The organism is Amycolatopsis tucumanensis (genome assembly GCF_021654135.1).
Classification (GTDB): domain Bacteria; phylum Actinomycetota; class Actinomycetes; order Mycobacteriales; family Pseudonocardiaceae; genus Amycolatopsis_E; species Amycolatopsis_E tucumanensis.
Genome location: NZ_JAKGSD010000013.1, coordinates 77,761 through 95,268 on the forward strand (window position 1 = coordinate 77,761; position 17,508 = coordinate 95,268).

General features: G+C 71.1%; 18 protein-coding genes. 10 read left to right on the top strand and 8 right to left on the bottom strand.

All coding sequences use genetic code 11. The features are described from left to right. Positions 1 to 48: 48 nt before the first annotated feature. The 3 genes from L2C96_RS15790 to L2C96_RS15800 are packed head-to-tail and all read right to left on the bottom strand — an operon-like array spanning position 49 to position 3,238. Complete coding sequence (locus L2C96_RS15790; protein ID WP_237336708.1) at positions 49 to 822, bottom strand: cyclase family protein; 774 nt, start codon at positions 820 to 822, stop codon at positions 49 to 51. Beyond that, positions 822 to 1,781: a fumarylacetoacetate hydrolase family protein gene (locus L2C96_RS15795; RefSeq protein ID WP_237336709.1), complete on the bottom strand. Its 960-nt coding sequence runs from the start codon at positions 1,779 to 1,781 to the stop codon at positions 822 to 824. The genes L2C96_RS15790 and L2C96_RS15795 overlap by 1 nt, the downstream gene beginning before the upstream one ends. After that, positions 1,778 to 3,238 (bottom strand): amidohydrolase family protein, encoded by a 1,461-nt coding sequence (locus L2C96_RS15800; RefSeq protein WP_237336710.1) that lies wholly within the window; start codon positions 3,236 to 3,238, stop codon positions 1,778 to 1,780. Before L2C96_RS15800 ends, L2C96_RS15795 begins: the two co-directional genes overlap by 4 nt. 120 nt (positions 3,239 to 3,358) lie before the next feature. Here L2C96_RS15800 and L2C96_RS15805 point away from each other — a divergent pair, with 120 nt between their 5' ends. Beyond that, entirely contained in the window at positions 3,359 to 4,249 is an 891-nt protein-coding gene (locus L2C96_RS15805) for a LysR family transcriptional regulator (RefSeq protein ID WP_237336711.1), read from the top strand. A gap of 300 nt (positions 4,250 to 4,549) precedes the next feature. Here the strand turns inward: L2C96_RS15805 and L2C96_RS15810 are convergent, their stop codons facing one another. Further along, positions 4,550 to 4,921, bottom strand: coding sequence for a nucleotidyltransferase family protein (locus tag L2C96_RS15810; protein ID WP_237336712.1), 372 nt, complete (start codon positions 4,919 to 4,921; stop codon positions 4,550 to 4,552). A 158-nt stretch (positions 4,922 to 5,079) separates the two neighbouring features. Here L2C96_RS15810 and L2C96_RS15815 point away from each other — a divergent pair, with 158 nt between their 5' ends. The 3 genes from L2C96_RS15815 to L2C96_RS15825 all read left to right on the top strand — a co-directional run bounded on the left by L2C96_RS15815 (position 5,080) and on the right by L2C96_RS15825 (position 7,670). Next, positions 5,080 to 5,337: a helix-turn-helix domain-containing protein gene (locus tag L2C96_RS15815; protein WP_123686350.1), complete on the top strand. Its 258-nt coding sequence runs from the start codon at positions 5,080 to 5,082 to the stop codon at positions 5,335 to 5,337. A gap of 461 nt (positions 5,338 to 5,798) precedes the next feature. Continuing rightward, positions 5,799 to 6,773 carry a sigma-70 family RNA polymerase sigma factor gene (locus L2C96_RS15820; protein WP_237336713.1) on the top strand — a complete coding sequence of 325 codons (975 nt, stop codon included), beginning with the start codon at positions 5,799 to 5,801 and terminating at the stop codon, positions 6,771 to 6,773. Between the two features lie 63 nt (positions 6,774 to 6,836). Then, positions 6,837 to 7,670: a YybH family protein gene (locus L2C96_RS15825; protein WP_237336714.1), complete on the top strand. Its 834-nt coding sequence runs from the start codon at positions 6,837 to 6,839 to the stop codon at positions 7,668 to 7,670. Positions 7,671 to 7,723: 53 nt separating this feature from the next. On the opposite strand, the gene L2C96_RS15830 is transcribed toward L2C96_RS15825, so the two are convergent. The 4 genes from L2C96_RS15830 to nac form a co-directional block, all read right to left on the bottom strand. Then, positions 7,724 to 8,737, bottom strand: coding sequence for an L-idonate 5-dehydrogenase (locus tag L2C96_RS15830; RefSeq protein WP_237336715.1), 1,014 nt, complete (start codon positions 8,735 to 8,737; stop codon positions 7,724 to 7,726). A gap of 14 nt (positions 8,738 to 8,751) precedes the next feature. Further along, the gene (locus L2C96_RS15835; protein WP_237336716.1) at positions 8,752 to 9,522 is read right to left on the bottom strand and encodes an SDR family oxidoreductase; all 771 of its coding nucleotides are present in this window, start codon (positions 9,520 to 9,522) and stop codon (positions 8,752 to 8,754) included. Next, entirely contained in the window at positions 9,519 to 10,496 is a 978-nt protein-coding gene (locus L2C96_RS15840) for a 2-hydroxyacid dehydrogenase (RefSeq protein WP_237336717.1), read from the bottom strand. The genes L2C96_RS15835 and L2C96_RS15840 overlap by 4 nt, the downstream gene beginning before the upstream one ends. A 103-nt stretch (positions 10,497 to 10,599) precedes the next feature. After that, a complete protein-coding gene (nac, locus tag L2C96_RS15845; protein ID WP_237336718.1) occupies positions 10,600 to 11,499 on the bottom strand; it encodes a nitrogen assimilation transcriptional regulator NAC in 900 nt (299 codons plus the stop codon). 234 nt (positions 11,500 to 11,733) lie between these two features. Between nac and L2C96_RS15850 the strand changes: the two genes are divergently transcribed. Genes L2C96_RS15850 through L2C96_RS15875 form a run of 6 tightly spaced genes read left to right on the top strand, consistent with a single transcriptional unit; the run spans position 11,734 to position 17,506 of the window. After that, positions 11,734 to 12,534, top strand: a complete 801-nt coding sequence (locus L2C96_RS15850; RefSeq protein WP_237336719.1) for a LamB/YcsF family protein — start codon at positions 11,734 to 11,736, stop codon at positions 12,532 to 12,534. Beyond that, positions 12,527 to 13,237: a 5-oxoprolinase subunit B family protein gene (locus tag L2C96_RS15855; protein WP_237336720.1), complete on the top strand. Its 711-nt coding sequence runs from the start codon at positions 12,527 to 12,529 to the stop codon at positions 13,235 to 13,237. Before L2C96_RS15850 ends, L2C96_RS15855 begins: the two co-directional genes overlap by 8 nt. After that, positions 13,230 to 14,216: a 5-oxoprolinase subunit C family protein gene (locus L2C96_RS15860; RefSeq protein WP_237336721.1), complete on the top strand. Its 987-nt coding sequence runs from the start codon at positions 13,230 to 13,232 to the stop codon at positions 14,214 to 14,216. The genes L2C96_RS15855 and L2C96_RS15860 overlap by 8 nt, the downstream gene beginning before the upstream one ends. Before the next feature lie 11 nt (positions 14,217 to 14,227). After that, a complete protein-coding gene (locus tag L2C96_RS15865; RefSeq protein ID WP_027929127.1) occupies positions 14,228 to 15,535 on the top strand; it encodes an MFS transporter in 1,308 nt (435 codons plus the stop codon). Between the two features lie 26 nt (positions 15,536 to 15,561). Further along, positions 15,562 to 16,305 carry an SDR family oxidoreductase gene (locus L2C96_RS15870; protein ID WP_027929126.1) on the top strand — a complete coding sequence of 248 codons (744 nt, stop codon included), beginning with the start codon at positions 15,562 to 15,564 and terminating at the stop codon, positions 16,303 to 16,305. A 1-nt stretch (position 16,306) separates the two neighbouring features. Then, the gene (locus L2C96_RS15875; RefSeq protein ID WP_237336722.1) at positions 16,307 to 17,506 is read left to right on the top strand and encodes an aspartate transaminase; all 1,200 of its coding nucleotides are present in this window, start codon (positions 16,307 to 16,309) and stop codon (positions 17,504 to 17,506) included. Positions 17,507 to 17,508: the final 2 nt, after the last annotated feature.

The window sequence follows — 17,508 nt, forward strand, 5'->3', positions numbered from 1 at the left end:
AGTGCCGGGAAGTCCATCCCGGCCGGCGCCGCGAACCGGGTGAGCGGCTCAGGAGTCGAAGATCGCCACCGCGCGGGTCCAGCCTGCGGAGGCGGCGTGCACCTTGACCGGGAAGCACGAGATCTCGAACCCGGTGGCGGGCAACGTTTCGAGGTCGTGCAGTTTCTCGAGGTGGCAATAGCCGATTTCCCGGCCCGCCCGGTGTCCCTCCCAGATGATCGAGGGGTCCTGCTCGGCGGCGTACCGGGCGGCGGTGTGGACGAAGGGGGCGTCCCAGCTCCACGCGTCGGTTCCGGTGAGACGCACGCCGCGTTCGAGCAGGTACAGGGTCGCGTCCCGGCCCATGCCGCAGCCGGAGGACACGTAGTCGTCCTGGCCGTAGCGCTCACCGGCGCTCGTGTTGACCACGACGATCTCCAAGGGCGAGAGCTCGTGCCCGATGCGCTTGAGCTCGGCCTCGACATCGGCCGCGGTCGCCACGTAACCGTCGGGGAAATGGCGGAAATCGAGCTTCACCGCCGGTTGCAGGCACCACTCCAGGGGAACCTCGTCGATGGTCATCGCGCGCTCGCCGCCATTCATGGTGGCCGAGTAGTGGTACGGCGCGTCGAGATGTGTGCCGTTGTGGGTGGTCAGCCGCACCCATTCGGATGCCCAGCCCTCGCCGTCGGGCAGGTCGTCGACGGTCGCGCCGGGAAAGAACGCCAGGAGATCCTGGGCGGTCTGCGCGTGCGACTGGTACTCGATCTCCGGCGTGAGCCCGGGAGGGTCGGAAGCGATTCCGGCCCGCAGGGGCGCGGAAATGTCGATGAGTTTGCGCATCAAGCTTGTCCTTTCGGCGAGCACGGCCGCAGCGGAATGACGCCGGTCCCCTCGACGACGGTCTGCCGGGTCGAGCCGAGTCCCTGCCCGTGCAGGGACACGACGTCGCCCGGCCGCAGCCAGCCGGTGAATTCGGCCAGGTCCGGGGTGTCGACGTGCTCGAGCAGGCAGCCGCCGGGCACGGTGCCCGAACCGATCACGTCCCCCGGCGCGAGATCAACGCCGCGGGAGACGTAGGCGAGCAGCTCGCCGAACGTCCAGTCCATCTGGTCGAGGCGGCCGCGGGTGATCTCCTGGTCGTTGACCGTGGCCCGCAGCTCGATGGCGAGCCGTCCGTCCACGCGGTACTCCGCCAACTCGTCCACGGTGACCAGCGCGGGCCCGAGCGTGAGCGCGCTGTCCTTGCTCTTGCCCATGCCGATGCCGGTCGCCAGGTCATGCAGCTGGTGATCACGGGCGGTCCAGTCGTTGAACAGCGTGTACCCCAGGATGTGGTTCTCCGCGGCCGCCGGGTGCAGATCCCGGCCGCCGCGCCCGATCACCACACCCACCTCGAGCTCCAGGTCGAACATGCGGGAGCCGGGGGCGACCGGGACCGCGTCGTGCGGCCCGACGACCGAGGCGGCGTTGCCGAAGTAGAACGCCGGCGCCTCGGACCAGGCCGGGTGCAGTTCCGCACTCCGCCCGAGCGCGCGGTAACAGCCGCGCAGGTGGTCCAGGAAACACAACCCGTCGCGCACCGACGGCGGGCGCGGCAGCGGCGCGAGCAACCGGACATCGTCGAGCGGACGGACCTCCGCCGGGGCACGACGGGCGGTCTCCCCCGCCTCGGCCAGCACCTCCGCGCCGCTCTGGACGACCGTCAACAGGTCGATGCCGGCGCGAAGCCCGCGAACCGCATCACCGTCGAGCACACCGGTGCGCGCACCGGCGCCGGCCTCGTAGGTCACCCATTTCACAGGTGCCGTCCTCCCTTGTTCTTCGCTTCCCGCACCGCCTGCTCGTGGAACTCGCGCGCCATCGGCTCGACCGCGGCCCACGCCCCCTCCGGGGTGCCGGGGAGAGCACGTCCGGCGTCGCGGAGCCTGCCGAGGATCCGGTCGGCCGCGGCGTCGGCCTGCGCGGTGACCGCGGCCAGATCGGCCACCTCCAGCACACCGTCGCGCTTGACGACCTGGCCGTCCACGAGCACCGTGCGCACGTCGGCCGCCGTGGTCTGGAAGACAAGCGTCGCGTAGGGGTCCACGCGCGGGTGCTGCTCGAGCGCGGGGCCGCCGACCAGCATCAGGTCGGCCCGCTTGCCGGGGGTCAGCGACCCGATCTTGTCGCCGAGTCCGAGGGCCTCCGCGGCGTTGACGGTGCTCCAGTTCAGCGCCTCCCGCGCCGTGTAGGTCACGGAGCCGGGCATCGCGCCCGCGCTGTTGACCGGCAGGTCGGCCTCCGCGCGGGCGAAGCCGAGGCCGTAGCGCAGCTCGTGCCACAGGTCGCCGCTGTTGAGCGAGATGACGTCGGCGGACAATGTCGGCCGCACTCCGTGCTGGCGGCAGCGCTCGAAGACGGGACGGCCGAAACCCATGTTCAGCTCGGTCTCCACCGAGATCGACACCTTCCCGCCGGTGCGGGCGATCGCCTCCCACTCGGCGTCGCCGAAGCTGCAGCAGTGCACGTGGACCATGTCCGGTCCGAGCAGCCCGAGGGCCTCCATCTCAGTGATCCCGGTGGCGAGGACGCTGCCGAACACGCAGCCGGCGTGGTTGACCAGCAGCGCCCCGCGCTCCCGGGCCGCGGCGAGTTCGGCGACGGTGTGTTCCCACGGCAGCCCGAAGATCTCCGACAGCGACACGCCGAGGGTGAGCAAGCCGTCCGAGGCGAAGTAGGTGTCGGCGATGCGGTGGAAGTCGGCGACCCGCGCCTGGTGCTCGCCGAACCGGCTCGCCTCCGGCGAGCTCTCGAAGAACCCGTAGCAGAACGCCGCGCGGATCCCGGCCTCCTGAAGCCCGCGCACCGCACCGTCCGAGTGGTCGGGGGTGTTGTTGCAGTGCGAAAAGTCCAGCAGCGTGGTGACACCGGCGTTCAGCGCGTCGATCCCGCCGTAGAAGTTGCCGAGCCGGACGTCGTCCGGGGTGTAGGCGGGTGACACGCCGAGCCGGATGCCGAAGTAGTAGTCGGCGAGAGTCCAGTCACCGCAGATGCCGCGGACCAGGGACTGCCAGGTGTGCCGGTGTGTGTCGATCAGGCCCGGCAGCACCAGATGCCCGGTCGCGTCCAGGATCTCGGCGTCGGTCACCGGCAGCGAGGGCCCGACGGCCACGATCGCGCCGTCCTCGATCAGCACGTCCCCGGCCGGGAAATCCCCGAGCGCGGGATCCATCGTGAGGATGTGGCCGTTGCGGACGAGGGTGCGATGTGAGCTCATAATGTCCTCCGAGCGTCGTTGCTTGGCAGCAGCATGGCTGGCCCGGCGCGCCGGAACATGTGCCGAATCGGTTGTGATCCCGGCGAGCGGGTCGCGTCGACCTGGAAGAGGTGCTGGGACATGGACGTCCGGTCGTTGCGCTACGCCCTCACCTTGGCCGAGGAACTGCACTTCGGCCGCGCCGCGCGTGCCCACTACATCGCGGCGCAGCCGTTCGGGCGGCGGATCCAGGAGCTGGAGCGCGAGCTCGGCGTGAAGTTGTTCGAGCGCACGAGCCGCCGCGTCGCACTCACCCCGGCGGGGGAACGGTTCCTGCCCCGTGCGCGCCGGGTGCTGGCGGAGATGGACGAGCTCATGCGGACCGCCGAAGGCGATCACGCCGAGCCGGTCCTGCGCGTCGGGGTGCTCGGGTTCGGTCTGGCCGACCGGTGGGCCGCCACGCGCACGCTGCTGGCCACGCACCACCCGGAACTCGAACTGTCCTATCGGGAGCTGGACTGGGTGACGCAGTACGACGCGGTGCGCACCGGGGAGGTCGACGTCGCGGTCCTGCACGACGTCGGCGGCGCCGACGACCTCCTCGTCGAGCCGGTGATGAACACCGCACGCTGCGCGGTCGTACCGGCCGAATCGGAACTCGCCGGCGCCGGGCGCCTCAGCGCGGCCGACATCGCCGACGTGCCCCGCGTGAAGCTGGTCGGCCAGCCGGGACTGGCGGACTGGGGCGGCGCACCCACCAGGCGCGACGTGGAGGTCCGCTCCCCCGCCCACGTCGCGACCGCGGTCGCCACCACGGGCCGGATCGGGTTCCACGGCGAACCCGCCACCCGCTTCTTCCCCCACCCCGGGGTGCGTTACCTGCCACTCGAAGGACCCGACCCCGTCGTGGCCATCGCCAGCCGGCGAAACGACCGCAGAGACACCGTGGCCGCATTCCGCCGCGCGACGCTGGCGAGTCCCGCAGCCGACTCGCTCGCCGCCGCGCAGGCGGAGGATGCCGTGGAATCCTGAGGCATAGCTTGCGGACTCGAAATTCCACTCTGGACAGAGGCGCCACGGACGCGGCGCGAACACGTCAGCAAGCGGCCGCGGCCCCTGACCAGGGCCGCCTCAAGCCAGGCCGGCACCGGAGGAGCCGGCCTGGCGGTCACGCTGCGGGCTCCTTCAGCCGCGAGACCGCTTGATTTAACTTTCGTTTTCTGCAGGATTTCCTGATCGAGGTCGGCGTACCGGTGCGGAGATGCTCCTGCAACACGCGCAGGTGTTCCCGTGCATCAGCGAGGTGCTGAGAATCCTTGCGACGGCGTCTCGTCACAGCTCGACAGCCTCCGCGAGCGCCGACGACGCGATATCGCGTTTGAGCATCCGGGCGGGCACGATGTCGACCGGGTAGCCGAGCAACCGCTCCAGCTCGATATCCAGCGCGGCGAGGTCGACCAGATCAGCACCCGGGTCGAGATCGACCAGCAGATCGATGTCGCTGCCCTCATCATCTTCCCCACGTGCGACGCTGCCGAAGACGCGGACGTTCCTCGCCTTGTGGGCGTGCGCGAGCGCCAGAACCTCGCTCCGGTGCCGGGCCAGAACCCGCCCGGCCGGCGAGGTGGGGTGGAACCGCGTGGCGCGATAAGCCCTGATCAACCGCGAGACCTCCGGCCAGCTCCGCCCGATGGCCTGGGCCAACGACGCGGCCAGCTCATCCCCGGGCTCTATATAGCACATGCTATACCCGGCACCAGGTTAGAAGTCGTTCTACGTGACCCCTAGTTCGCGAAGCAGAGTTCGTGATAACTAGAGCGTGGTGTTCCGGCCACGAAGTGATCATCGTGAGCGGAGCGGCGATGACCGAGAGCAGGCGATCCGCGTCGCCGGCGACATGCGCCGAGCTGGCCCGGCGGATCAGGAACGGGCGCAAGGACCTCGGATTGACCGCCGAGCAGTTGGCTCATCGCGCCGATGTGACCGTCCGGTACGTGCAGGCCATGGAGGCCCAGGACATCAAGAATCCGGGCTTGCAGAATCTCCTCCAACTCGCCGCCGCCCTGCAGCTCAACAGCGGCGACTTCCTGCGCGACCTGCCTCCAGCCGAGCTCGGCTGACCGGGTCACGCGAAAAACTGTCGCCCACTACGCCGAGAATGCGCGGCGTGGACGAGCACCCCGTTGCCGCGACGTCGCTGGATGACCTGCCCGAACACCGGCCGCGACCTGCCGCAAGTGCCAGCGCATCCTCGGCGTCGACGCGCTCGACCGGACCCAGGCGACGTTGTTCGAACTGCCCTGATCATCCGGATGGCCTCGCGCGAAGTCCCCGGTCCTGTCGGTCTCCTGGGCTACCGTTTTCAACGCCGAGCGGGTGCTGAGCATGCTCGACGACAGTCGAGTGACAACGGGCGCCGCCTCGGGCTGCTGACCAGCGATTGAGTCGTGCGCGAACTGCACCCGTGACAGAGTCGCAGCCACGGGGGTCCGGCTCGGCGGCCCGCGCCGGACCACCGCTGCGCCGTGGCACCATGACGGAGGAGGTGGGCGGTTCGTCCGGTTCTGGCGCGGGAGGGTGGATGTCGGGGGACGGCGAGGGCCTGGCGTTGCTGCTGAAGGCCGCACAGGAGGGCGACACGACGGCCTTCGAGCGGCTCGTCGGGCCGTTCCGGGCCGAGTTGCGGGCGCACTGCTACCGGATGCTGGGCTCCCTCGACGATGCCGAGGATGCGGTCCAGGAAGTGCTCGTGCGGACCTGGCGCGGGCTGGACGGCTTGGAACCGCGGCAGTCGATCCGCCCCTGGCTCTACAAGATCGCGACGAACCGGTGCCTGACCCTGCTGGAGCGACGTCGCCGCCGGGAGCTGCCGGCCGGGCTCGCGGACGGCACACAGAAGGCCGAGGTGGCCTGGCTGGAGCCCTACCCGGACTCGCTGCTGGACCCGGCCGCGCAGTCGGTGGCGCGGGAGAGCATCGAACTGGCCTTCGTCGCCGCGCTGCAGCACCTGCTCCCCCGTCAGCGAGCCGTGCTGATCCTGCGGGAGGTGCTCGGGTTCTCCGCCCGGGAGGTCGCGGCGCTGCTGGAGACCACGGTGGCGTCGGTGAACAGCTCCCTTCAGCGGGCCCGCGCCACCCTCGAACCGCTCCGCGCCGGTGCCGGCCAGCAGACGGTGTTGCGCGCGCTGGGCGGCGACCGGGTGCGTGACCTGGCGCGCCGGTACGCGTCCGCCTGGGAACGGGGTGACGTCGACGCGATCGTGGAGATGCTGGCCGAGGACGCCCGCTACTCGATGCCGCCCGAACCGCTGTGGTTCCAGGGCCGGGACGCGATCCGGGCGTTCCTGGCCGAGGGGCCCCTCACCGGGCGGTGGCGGTTCGTGCCCGCACACGCCAACGGGCAGGTCGCGTTCGGCACCTACCTGTGGAAGGGCGCCGCCTACCTGCCCGCCGGCCTGGACGTGCTGGCGCTGCGCGGTGACCGGATCGCCGAAGTCGTGTCGTTCCTGACCGCGGATTTCGCCCGCTTCGGGCTGCCGCCCACGATCACGCGATGAGTTTCGGTCCCGGCGCGGGTGTCAGTGGTGACAGTTCCGCCGAGACCGATGTGAGGTATCGCGATGACCACGGACGAGCAGCAGATCCGGACCCTGATCGAGCACTGGGCAGGCGCCGTGCACAGGGGCGACCTCGAGGGACTGCTCGCCGGCCACGCCGGCGACATCGTGATGTTCGACGTGCCGCCCCCGGACACGGGAGTGCGGGGCCTCGACGCCTACCGGGACACCTGGCCTGCCTTCTTCTCCTGGCAGGCCCAGGGCGCGGTGTTCGAACTCGAGTCCGTGGAGATCACCGCGGGCGCGGACGTCGCGTTCGCCCACGCCCTGCTGCGCTGCGGCACCCCGGACGAGCTCGCCCGACATCCCGCCCGGCGCCTGCGGCTCACCCTGGGCCTGCGGAAGGAGAACGGCCGCTGGACCGTGGCGCACGAACACCACTCGTTCCCGCATGCCGACCAGGACGACGGCACGGACGCGGAAGCCGAGGTGCGGGCCCTGCACGAACGGTGGTTCGCGGCCACCACCCGCAAGGATCTCGACGGGCTGATCGCCCCTATCGCCAAGGACGTCGTCTCCTACGAGCACGACACGCCCCTGCAGCACCTCGGCCGGGACGCCGTGCGGGAGGTGTGCCGGCGGGGGCTCGACTGGTCGGACGCGGTGGTCCGCTGGGAGGTGCCCGACATGACCGTCCTGGTCCACGGTGACCTCGCCGTGGCCTGGGGGCTCAACCGGATGATCGCCGAGGACACCGACGGCACGACCACCGAAAGCTGGTCCCGCGGCACCCGGGTGTTCCAGCGACGCGACGGCGAATGGCAGCTGATCCACCAGCACCTCTCGTTCCCCTACGACCCCGAATCCGGCGCCGCCGTTACCGACCTCCATCCGTGACGGCCGGGCACAGCCACCGTTTCGAGCCGGCGGCAAGGGCCCCCTCTGGTTGATCAGCTCAGGTCGAGCAGGACCTTCGATGCGACCGCGCGGTTGCCGGCCACGTCGAACGCCTCCGTGGCCCGCTCGAGCGGGAACGTGTGGGTGACGACCGGATCCACCGGGAGGCCGTCGGCGAGCAGGGTGAGCGCCTCGTCGAATTCACGGTCGAACCGGAACGCTCCGGCGAGGGTCAGTTCCCGCGTGACGACCACGTTGCCGAGGAATCCGACCTCACCGGGCGGCAGCAGTCCGAGCAGGACGACCCGGCCGGCGCGGCGCACCCGTTCCAGACAGGTGCGCAGCCCGGCCGGGGACCCGGACGCCTCGATGGCGATGTCCGCCTCCCCCGGCCCCGCCGGATCGTCGGCCCGCACCACCGAGGTGGCGCCGACCTTCGACGCCAGGGCCAGTGGCGCGTCCAGCAGGTCGCTGACCACGACCTCGGCCGCGCCGGCCCGGCGCAGCGCGGCCACCAGGAGGCAACCGATCGGCCCGGCACCGGTGACCAGGACACGCCGGCCGGTGACGTCACCGGCGCGGCGCACCGCGTGCAGCGCCACCGACAACGGTTCCGCGAGCACGGCCCGTTCGAGTTCGAGCCCGGGCGGCAGCGCGCGCACCTGTGCCGCCGGCACCGTGATGCGCTGCGCGAACCCACCGTGCACGTGGGGCAACCGGGCCGCGCTGCCGAGGTACCGCGTATCGGCGCAGACGTTCCGGTGGTTGCCGGTGCATTCCGGACAGTCGTCGCAGGGTGTGGCCGGGTGGACGGCCACCGGCGTACCGGCCGCCGGACCGTCCACATCGGAGCCGTGGGCCGCGACGTGCCCGACGACCTCGTGACCGAGCACCAGCGGTTCCCGCACGTGGAAGTCGCCGACCGCGCCGCGGTGGTAGTAGTGCAGGTCCGATCCGCAGATGCCGCCGAAGGAGACGGCCACGACGATCTCGCCCTCGCCCGGTTCCACCGGCGCACGGTTCTCGACCCGAAGGTCCCCGGCGCCGTGCACGACACACGCAAGCATGGGTTCTCCTCGCTTCACAGGACGGAGGTCATGCCGCCGTCGACGTAGAGCATTTGGCCGTTGACGAAATCCGACGCCGGCGAGCAGAGAAAGATCAGCGCGCCGACGAGGTCGCCCACCTGGCCCCACCGTCCGGCGGGGGTGCGGCCGCGCACCCAGGCGCTGAAATCCTCGTCCGCGACGAGCGCGGCGGTGAGCTCGGTGTCAAAGTAGCCGGGGGCGAGCCCGTTGACCTGGATCCCGGCCGGGCCGAGGTCGGCACACATGCCCTTGGTGAGCATCTTCAGCCCGCCCTTGGTCGCCGAGTAGGGCGCGATGCCGGGGCGGACCACCTCGCTCTGCACCGAGCAGATGTTGACGATCTTGCCCGAGCCGCGGGCGGTCATCCGCCGCGCGACCTCGCGGCCGACGAGAAAAGCACTGGTGAGGTTGGTTTCCATCAGGCGATGCCAGTCCTCGGTCAGGAACTCGGTGAACGGCGCCCGGTGCTGCATCCCGGCGTTGTTGACCAGGATGTCCACGGGACCCGCGAGCTCCTCCAGGCGCGGGATCGCCTCGGCGACCGCGCCGGGATCGGTGACGTCGAACGCCTGCGCATGCACCGTGGCCCCGGTGCGCTCGGCCAGCTCGGCACGGGTCCGGTCGAGCGCGGCCCGATCGCGTCCATTGAGGACGACCACGCACCCCGCTTCCGCCAGCCCATGGGCCAGGGCGCGCCCGATGCCGCGGCTGGACCCGGTGACCAGGGCGACGCGGCCGCGGATGTCGAACAGCGGGTGGCTCACCGCGCCACCGCCACGGCGCCGGGGATCGGGGTGCGCGCCGGCCGGCCGGACAGGACGTCGAGGAGGTTGTCGACAGCCAGGTCCACCATCGCCGCGCGGGTCGCCTCGGTGGCGGACCCGACGTGCGGGAGGGCCACCAGCTTCGACTGCGCGACCAGGTCGGCGACGTCCGCCCCGCGCGGCTCGTGTTCGAACACGTCCAGCCCAGCGGAGTGGATGACGCCCTCGCGCAGGGCGTGCAGCAGCGCGGCCTCGTCCACGACACCACCCCGCGAGGTGTTGATCAAGGTCGCGGTGGTCTTCATGCTGCCCAGCTCGGCCGGGCCGATGAGGTGGTGGGTCGCCTCGGTCAGCGGCACGTGCAGCGACACGATGTCGGATTCGGCCAGCAGGGTGGGCAGGTCCACCTGCTGTGACAGCTCGTCGCCGGCGGGGCTGAACGGGTCGTGGTGCAGCACGCGCATGCCGAAACCGGCGGCGCGGCGGGCGACCGCGCGGCCGATCTGGCCGTAGCCGACCAGGCCGAGGGTGGCGCCGTGCACGTCCAGCCCGAGGAAGTCGTCCATGCGGAACACGGTCCAGGCGCCGGCGTGCAGCCGGTCACGAGCCGAGCCCAGACGACGGCGGGCCATCAGGATCAGGGCCCACGCCAGGTCCGCGGTGGTCTCGGCCAGCACACCCGGGGTGTGGGTTACCACGACGCCGCGATCGGCAGCGGCACGCTGGTCGACGGCGTCGAAACCCATGCTGGCCAGGCTCACCACCTTCAGCTCGGGGCCGGCGGCGTCCAGCAGCGCGGCGTCGATCCGGTCGTTGCCCAGGCACAGGATGCCGTCGACGCCGCGCGCGAGGTCCGCCAGCTCGCCGGCCCCCGGCTTGTCGCCCGGCCCGCGCACGAGCTCGACCCGCCCGGCCAGGCGCTCCAGCCCCGTTCCGGGCAGGTGTCCGCGGGTGCTCAGGACACGCTGTTTCATACCGCACTCCTCGCGACAACAAATTGTTCGCACGACGTTATCGAGCGATTCCGCGGCGGCACAAATAGCGATTCCGGCTGACGTTATCGGATCTGCTAATGGGTCATGGCCGGAAAGTGGCGATCAGCTCGTGGAAGAGGTCGTGGACGGCCAGCGCCGCCTCCGACAACGGCTGGTGGTCGGAGGTGCACAGCGACAGCTTCACCTCGATCACCGGATCCACGATCCGGCGCACCACCAGGTGCTCGGTGTCCAGGATCGCGCGCGCCGCCGACCACGGCAGGACCGTCGCGCCCAGGTCGGCGCCGACCGCGCTGACCAGCGTGAGCACCGACTCGATCTCGCCGACCACCCGCGGCTCCACCTCCGCGCGGGCGAAGGCCGCCTCCACCACGCGCCGGATGGTGTGGATGCGGCTGGGCAGCAGCAGGCCGACCTCGGCCAGGTCGCCGACCGCGACCTCGTCCCCGCCCGGGACCGCGCAGCCCGGCCCCGCGACCAGGAACAGCTCCTCGGTGCGCATCGGCTCGAACTGCACACCCCGGATCGGCCCGGCGTCGTAGATGAAGGCCATGTCCATCCGCCCGGTCATGATCGCCTCGCTGATCACGCCGCCGAAGTTCTCGTTGATGTGCAGCACGATGTCCGGATAGCGCTCGCGGACGGCCCGCAGCAGCGGCAGCGCCAGCGCCGCACCGGTGCTGTAGGGGGCCAGGCCGACCGACACGCTGCCCGCCGGGGCGCGGCCGGAGACGCTGACGGCGGCCTGGGCCTGTTCGACCTGGCGCAGGATCAGCTGCGCGTGCCGGTACAGCGCCCGGCCGGCCTCGGTCGGGGCGACGCCACGCTTGCTGCGGATCAGCAACTGCTGCTTGAAGTCCCGCTCCAGCATGGACACGTGCTGGCTCAGCGCGGGCTGCGCGATGCGCAGGATGTCGGCGGCGCGGGTGATGCTGCCGGCGTCGACGATCTTGACGAACGAGTACAGACGCCGGGTGTCCATGCGTGCCCCTTCCCGGTCGAATGGTGACCCATCGTAACGCCACCACCGCCGCCGGCCCGGGATCCGCTGCCATAACGGATCCCGATCACATCACGCGGATCGCGTATTTGTCCGGCCGCGGCCCCGAGCTTAAAGTCAGCGAAACACCGGATTCCCGGGGCTCGGACACGATGTTTCGAGCAGATTGCCTCAGTTTTTCCGAGAACATTTCCGCGCATTTTTCCGGAGGGTGAGATGACCCGTATGGTGGATCTCGTCGCCGATCTCGGCGAAGGGTTCGGCGCCTACCGGATGGGCGACGACGAGGCCCTCCTGGACCTCCTGACGTCGGCGAACGTCGCCTGCGGTTTCCACGCCGGCGACCCGCGGATCATGGACGCGACCGTCGCCTCGTGCGTCCGCCGCGGCGTGGCCGTGGGCGCGCACCCGAGCTTCCCCGATCTGGTGGGGTTCGGCCGCCGCGCGATGGACCTGACGCCCGACGAGGTGCGGACCGACGTGCTGTACCAGATCGGCGCGTTGCAGGCCTTCGCCACCGCCCACGGAACCCGCGTGCGCCACGTCGCGCCGCACGGCAGGCTCGGCAACCTCGTCGCGACCCGGAGTGACTACGCCGCCGCGGTCGCCGACGCCGTGGCCGCCGTGGATCCTTCGCTGATCGTGCTGGCGCAGCAGGGTGAGCTCGCCGTCGCCGCCCGCACCCGCGGCCTGCCTGTCGCGATCGTGGGTATCGCCGACCGCGCCTACCGCGCGGACGGCACGCTGGTCCCGCGCAGCGCACCCGGCGCGGTGATCCACGACCCGGACGAGATCGCCCGGCGCACCGTGCGCATGGTGACCGAAGGGGTGGTCCGGACCGTCGACGGCACCGATCTGCCCGTCGAGTGCGACACCGTGCTGGTGCACGGCGACACCGCGGGCGCGATTTCACTGGCCCGCCGGATCCGGGACGAGCTGACCCGCGCCGGCGTCGTCATCGCGGCCCTGACCGAGGTCCTGGCTTCCCGGGCCGGGGCGGGGTGGTGTCATGGCTGAGGGCGCCCTGATCGCCGACTGCGGCGACTCCGCGATCGTGGTGAAGGCCCTGGACGGGGACGCCGAGCACCGGTGGCAGGTCGTGCACAGCCTCGCCGACGCGATCGAAGACGCCGGCCTGGCCGGTGTCCACGGGGTCGTGCCGACCTACGACTCGCTTCTGGTGGAGTTCGACCCCGGCCTCACCGACCACGACGCCGTGCGGCGGATGGTCCGGCGGGCGGCGGGCGCACGGCACGGTTCGAGCCGCCGTCGCGCGCCGAAGCGGTTCGTCGTGCCGGTGGTGTACGGCGGCGAGCACGGGCCCGATCTGCCCGAGGTCGCGGCGCAGCTGGGCATCACCGAGCGGGAGGTCGTGGAGATCCACTCCGGCGCCGTCCTGACCGTGCGGTGCCTGGGCGCCCCGGTCGGCGCGCCCATGATGGACGGTCCGCCGTTCCCCTGCCCGGTGCCCCGCCTGGCCTCGCCGCGCACCAGCGTCCCGCCTGGATCGATCGCCGTGGCCGGGCGGCAGGCCGTGATCTGCCCGCTGCGCTCCCCCGGCGGCTGGCCGCTGCTGGGACGGACGCCGTTGCGCATTCTCGACCTGGGATCCGAGCAGCTCACCCCCTACCAGCCGGGGGATGAGTTCCGGTTCGTGCCGATCGACCCGGCGACGTGGGACGACTACGCCGGCTCTGCCCTGGTGGCCGGCGATGGCTGACACCCTGACCGTCCGGCAGAGCGGCCACGCCGCCGTCCAGGACCTCGGCAGGCCCGGCCGCTCCCGCTACGGCCTGCCCGTCAACGGCGCGCTCGACCAGTACTCCGCACGTGTCGCCAACGCCTTGTGCGGCAACGACGACACCGATCCGCTCATCGAGATCACCGCACTCGACTTCAGCTGCACACCGTCCACCGACGTGCTCGTCGCCGTCACCGGCGCCCCCGCCGACGTCACGGTCGACGGGATCCCGCAGCCGCAGTGGGAGCCGCTCGCCGTCCGCGGCGGCCAGACACTGGCCGTCACGGGGATCCGGCTGGGTTTGCGTGTGTACCTGGCGGTCTACGGCTCGATCCACGCCGAGTCCCTGCTCGGCAGCTGCGCGCCCGACACGATCCTGGGATTCGGCCGCTTCCTGCGGCCCGGGGACGACCTCGCGCTCCGGGCGCAGTGCCCGCCGATCGGGCACCCGGAGTTCCGGCACCCGCTGTTCCGCATCCGGCCGCCCCGGCCCCGGTTCGGCGAGAGCTGGACGATCGACGTGACCGACGGCCCCGACGTCGCCGAGTTCGGCGACTCGGCCGGGCGCCTGGTGTCCTCCGCCTACGTCGTGACCCCGTCGAGCAACCACATCGGGTTGCGGATGAGCGGCCCGGTGCCCCAGCGGGCCGTCTCCGGCGAGGTCCTCTCCCGCGGTGTGCCCGTCGGCGCCGTGGAAGTCCCCGCCGGCGATCAACTCCTGGTCCTGCACCGGGGCCGGGGCGTCACCGCCGGTTATCCGGTGCTCGCCGTGGTCACCTCGGCCAGCCTCTCCCCGCTCGGGCAGGCCAGACCCGGGCACACCATCCGCTTCCGCCGCCGCACGGTCGCCGAGGCGGTCGCCGCGCACCGGGCCGAACGCGCCGCCATCCGCGCGGTCCGGCACCGCGCCGCCGCGGTGCTGCAGTCCCTCGACATCCCCGTCCTCACCCGCCGATGAAGGAGTCCACCATGAGTACCGTGGCGTCATCACAGTCGAACGTGGTCGATCCCAGGACCGCCCGCAAGGTCACCCTGGCCGGCTGCGTCGGCATCTTCGCCGAGCTCTACGACAACGGCATCTTCGGGTTCATGGCGGGCACGCTCGCCGCGGTGTTCTTCCCGGACTCGGCCAACGCCGTCATGCTGGTCTTCGTCGGCTACGCGATCTCGTTCTTCTTCCGCCCGCTCGGCGGGATCATCTGCGGCCACCTCGGCGACCGGATCGGCCGTCAGCGGATGCTCGTGTTCGTCATCATGCTGATCAGCGTCGCCACCGCCGCGATCGGCCTCCTGCCCACCTACGCGGCGATCGGGATCGCGGCGCCGATCCTGCTGATCCTGTTGCGGGTCCTGCAGGGGTTCTCGGTCGGTGGTGAAGCCGCGGGCGCCATGACGTTCCTCGCCGAGCACGCCCCACCGGGCAAACGCGGCCTCTACACCAGCTACGCCCAGATCGCGTCGTTCCTGTCGCTGCTGACCGGCACGCTGATCGCCGCCGCGATGACCAGCGGCCTCGGCGCTGAGCGGATGCAGTCCTTCGGCTGGCGGATCCCGTTCCTGCTCGCGATCCCGCTCGGCATCACCGGCCTCTACATCCGCCGCCGTATCTCCGACACCCCCAACTTCACGCGGCTCCAGGAGGAAGGCGGCCTGGCACGCAACCCGCTGAAGGAGGCGTTCTCCTCGCCCCGGCATCGGCGCGCGATGCTGCTGGCCCTGTTCATCCCGCTCATGAACGGCTCCGGCTACTACGTCCTGTTCACCTACATGCCCACCTTCATGAGCAAGGAGCTGCACTTCGGCAAGGTCGAAGGTCTCCTGGTGACCGCGGTGAGCCTCGTGGCGATCTCCGTGGCGATCCCGTTCATGGGAGCCCTCTCGGACAAGGTCGGCCGCAAGAAGGTCATCGCCGGCGCCGCCATCGCGATGGCCCTCGCGGGTGTCCCCTGCTACCTGCTCATCGGCACCGGCAACGTCGCCCTCGCGATCGTGGGCGCCAGCGTCATGGCGGTCATCTTCGCCGGGCACACGGGCGTCATCCACATTCTGCTGGTCGAACTCTTCCCCACGCGCGTGCGCTACTCCGCCTACGGGCTGGGCTACAACATCTCCTCCGCCGTCTTCGGCGGCACCGCGCCACTGCTGATGACGTTCCTCATCGGACAGACCGGCGACGTCCACATCCCCGCCTACTACGCCGTCCTCACCGCGCTGGGCACGCTCATCGCGGTGTCCCGGGTGCGCGACCGGGCCCACGAACCCCTGCACGACGCCTGACCCGACCCACCAAGGAGCACTGGACAATGCCGTTTTCCGACTACAAGACCGCCCTGGTCACCGGCGCCTCGACCGGCATCGGCGCCGAGGTCGTGGAACGACTGGCCAAACAGGGCCTGCGGGTCCACGCCGTCGCCCGCAACGCCGAACGGCTCGACGAGCTGGCACGGCGCACCGGGTGCGTCCCGCACGCCGTCGACGTCACCTCCACCGCGGCCCTGACCGAGCTCGTCGACGGTCTCGAGATCGACGTCCTGGTCAACAACGCCGGTGTCTCGCGCACCGGGAACATCCTCACCGCCGACGAGTTCGCCGTCGACGAGCAGGTCGCGGTGAACATCCAGGCCGTCCTGCACCTCGTGCGGCTGGTCATGCCCGGCATGGTCGAGCGGGACCTCGGGCACATCGTCAACATCAGCTCGATCGCTGGGGTCTACAACTTCGGCGGCAACACCATCTACCACGCCACGAAGTCCGCCGTGCACACGCTGTCCCGCCAGCTCCGCGTCGACGCCTTCGGCAGGCGCGTCCGCGTCACCGAGATCTGCCCGGGCCGGGTCGAGACCGAGATCTTCGGGCGCCTGCTCGGCGACATGGACCGCGCCCAGCGGGAGTACTACGACGGATACGAGTCGCTCAAGCCGGAGGACATCGCCGATGCGATCGAGTTCGCCATCGCCTCGCCGCGCCACGTCAACGTCGGCCACATCGAGATCCTGCCGACCTTCCAGGTGCCCGGCGGGCTGAACTTCGAGAGGCGGGCGGACTGACATGACCACGGCCGCACGAGTAGCCCGGATCAAGCCCTCGCCCAGCTCCGCGGCGGCGCAACGCGTGCGTGAGCTGACCGCTCAGGGGCACCGGATCCTCGACCTGACCGTCGGCGAACCGGACTTCGACACACCGGACCACGTCAAGGCCGCCGCGATCGCCGCCGTCGAACGCGGCGAGACCAAGTACACGCCCGTCAACGGCACCCCCGAACTGCGGGCGGCGATCCGGGCCAAACTCGGCCACCGCCACGGCCTGCACTACCCGGACGAGGAGATCACCGTCGGCGGTGGCGCCAAGCAAGTCATCTTCCTCGCGCTGATGGCCACGGTCGACCACGGCGACGAAGTCGTGATCCCCGCGCCGTACTGGGTGTCCTACCCGGACATGGTGCTGGCCAACGACGGGACCCCGGTCATCGTCGACTGCCCCGAGTCCGACCGGTTCAAGCTCACCCCTGCGCGGCTGGAGGCGGCGATCACGCCGCGGACGCGGTGGCTGGTGCTCAACTCCCCCGGCAACCCGACCGGCGCCGCCTACTCGGCGGAGGAATTGCGCGCGCTGGCCGGCGTGCTGCTGACCCACCCGCAGGTGCACGTGCTCACCGACGAGATCTACGACGAAATCTGGTATGAGCCGGAGAGCGTGCCCACGCTCGCGGCCGTGGAACCGCGGCTGCGGGACCGGGTGTTCCTCACCAACGGCGTGTCGAAGACCTACGCGATGACCGGGTGGCGCATCGGCTACGGCGCCGGCCCGCGTGAGCTCGTCGGCGCGATCAACAAGCTGCAGTCCCAGATGTCGTCCTGCCCCTCCTCGATCAGCCAGGCCGCAGCGGTCGCGGCGCTGACCGGTCCGCAGGACTTCGTGGCCACGACGGTCGCCACCTACCGCGGCCGCCGGGACCGGGTCGCCAAACTGCTGGCCGACGTTCCCGGGCTGTCGGTCACCGCACCCAGCGGCGGGTTCTACCTCTTCGTCAATTGCGGCGGGCTGCTCGGCAAGCGCACTCCCGCCGGGGACGTGCTGCGCACCGACGAGGAGTTCGCCCGCTACCTGCTGGAGTCCGAGCGGGTGGCCGTGATCCACGGCGCCGCCTACGGGACACCCGGTTACTTCCGGGTCTCCTTCGCCACCTCCACCGCCGTCCTGGACGAGGCGTGCGAGGCCATCGCCCGCGCCTGCGCCCGCCTGTCGTGAAA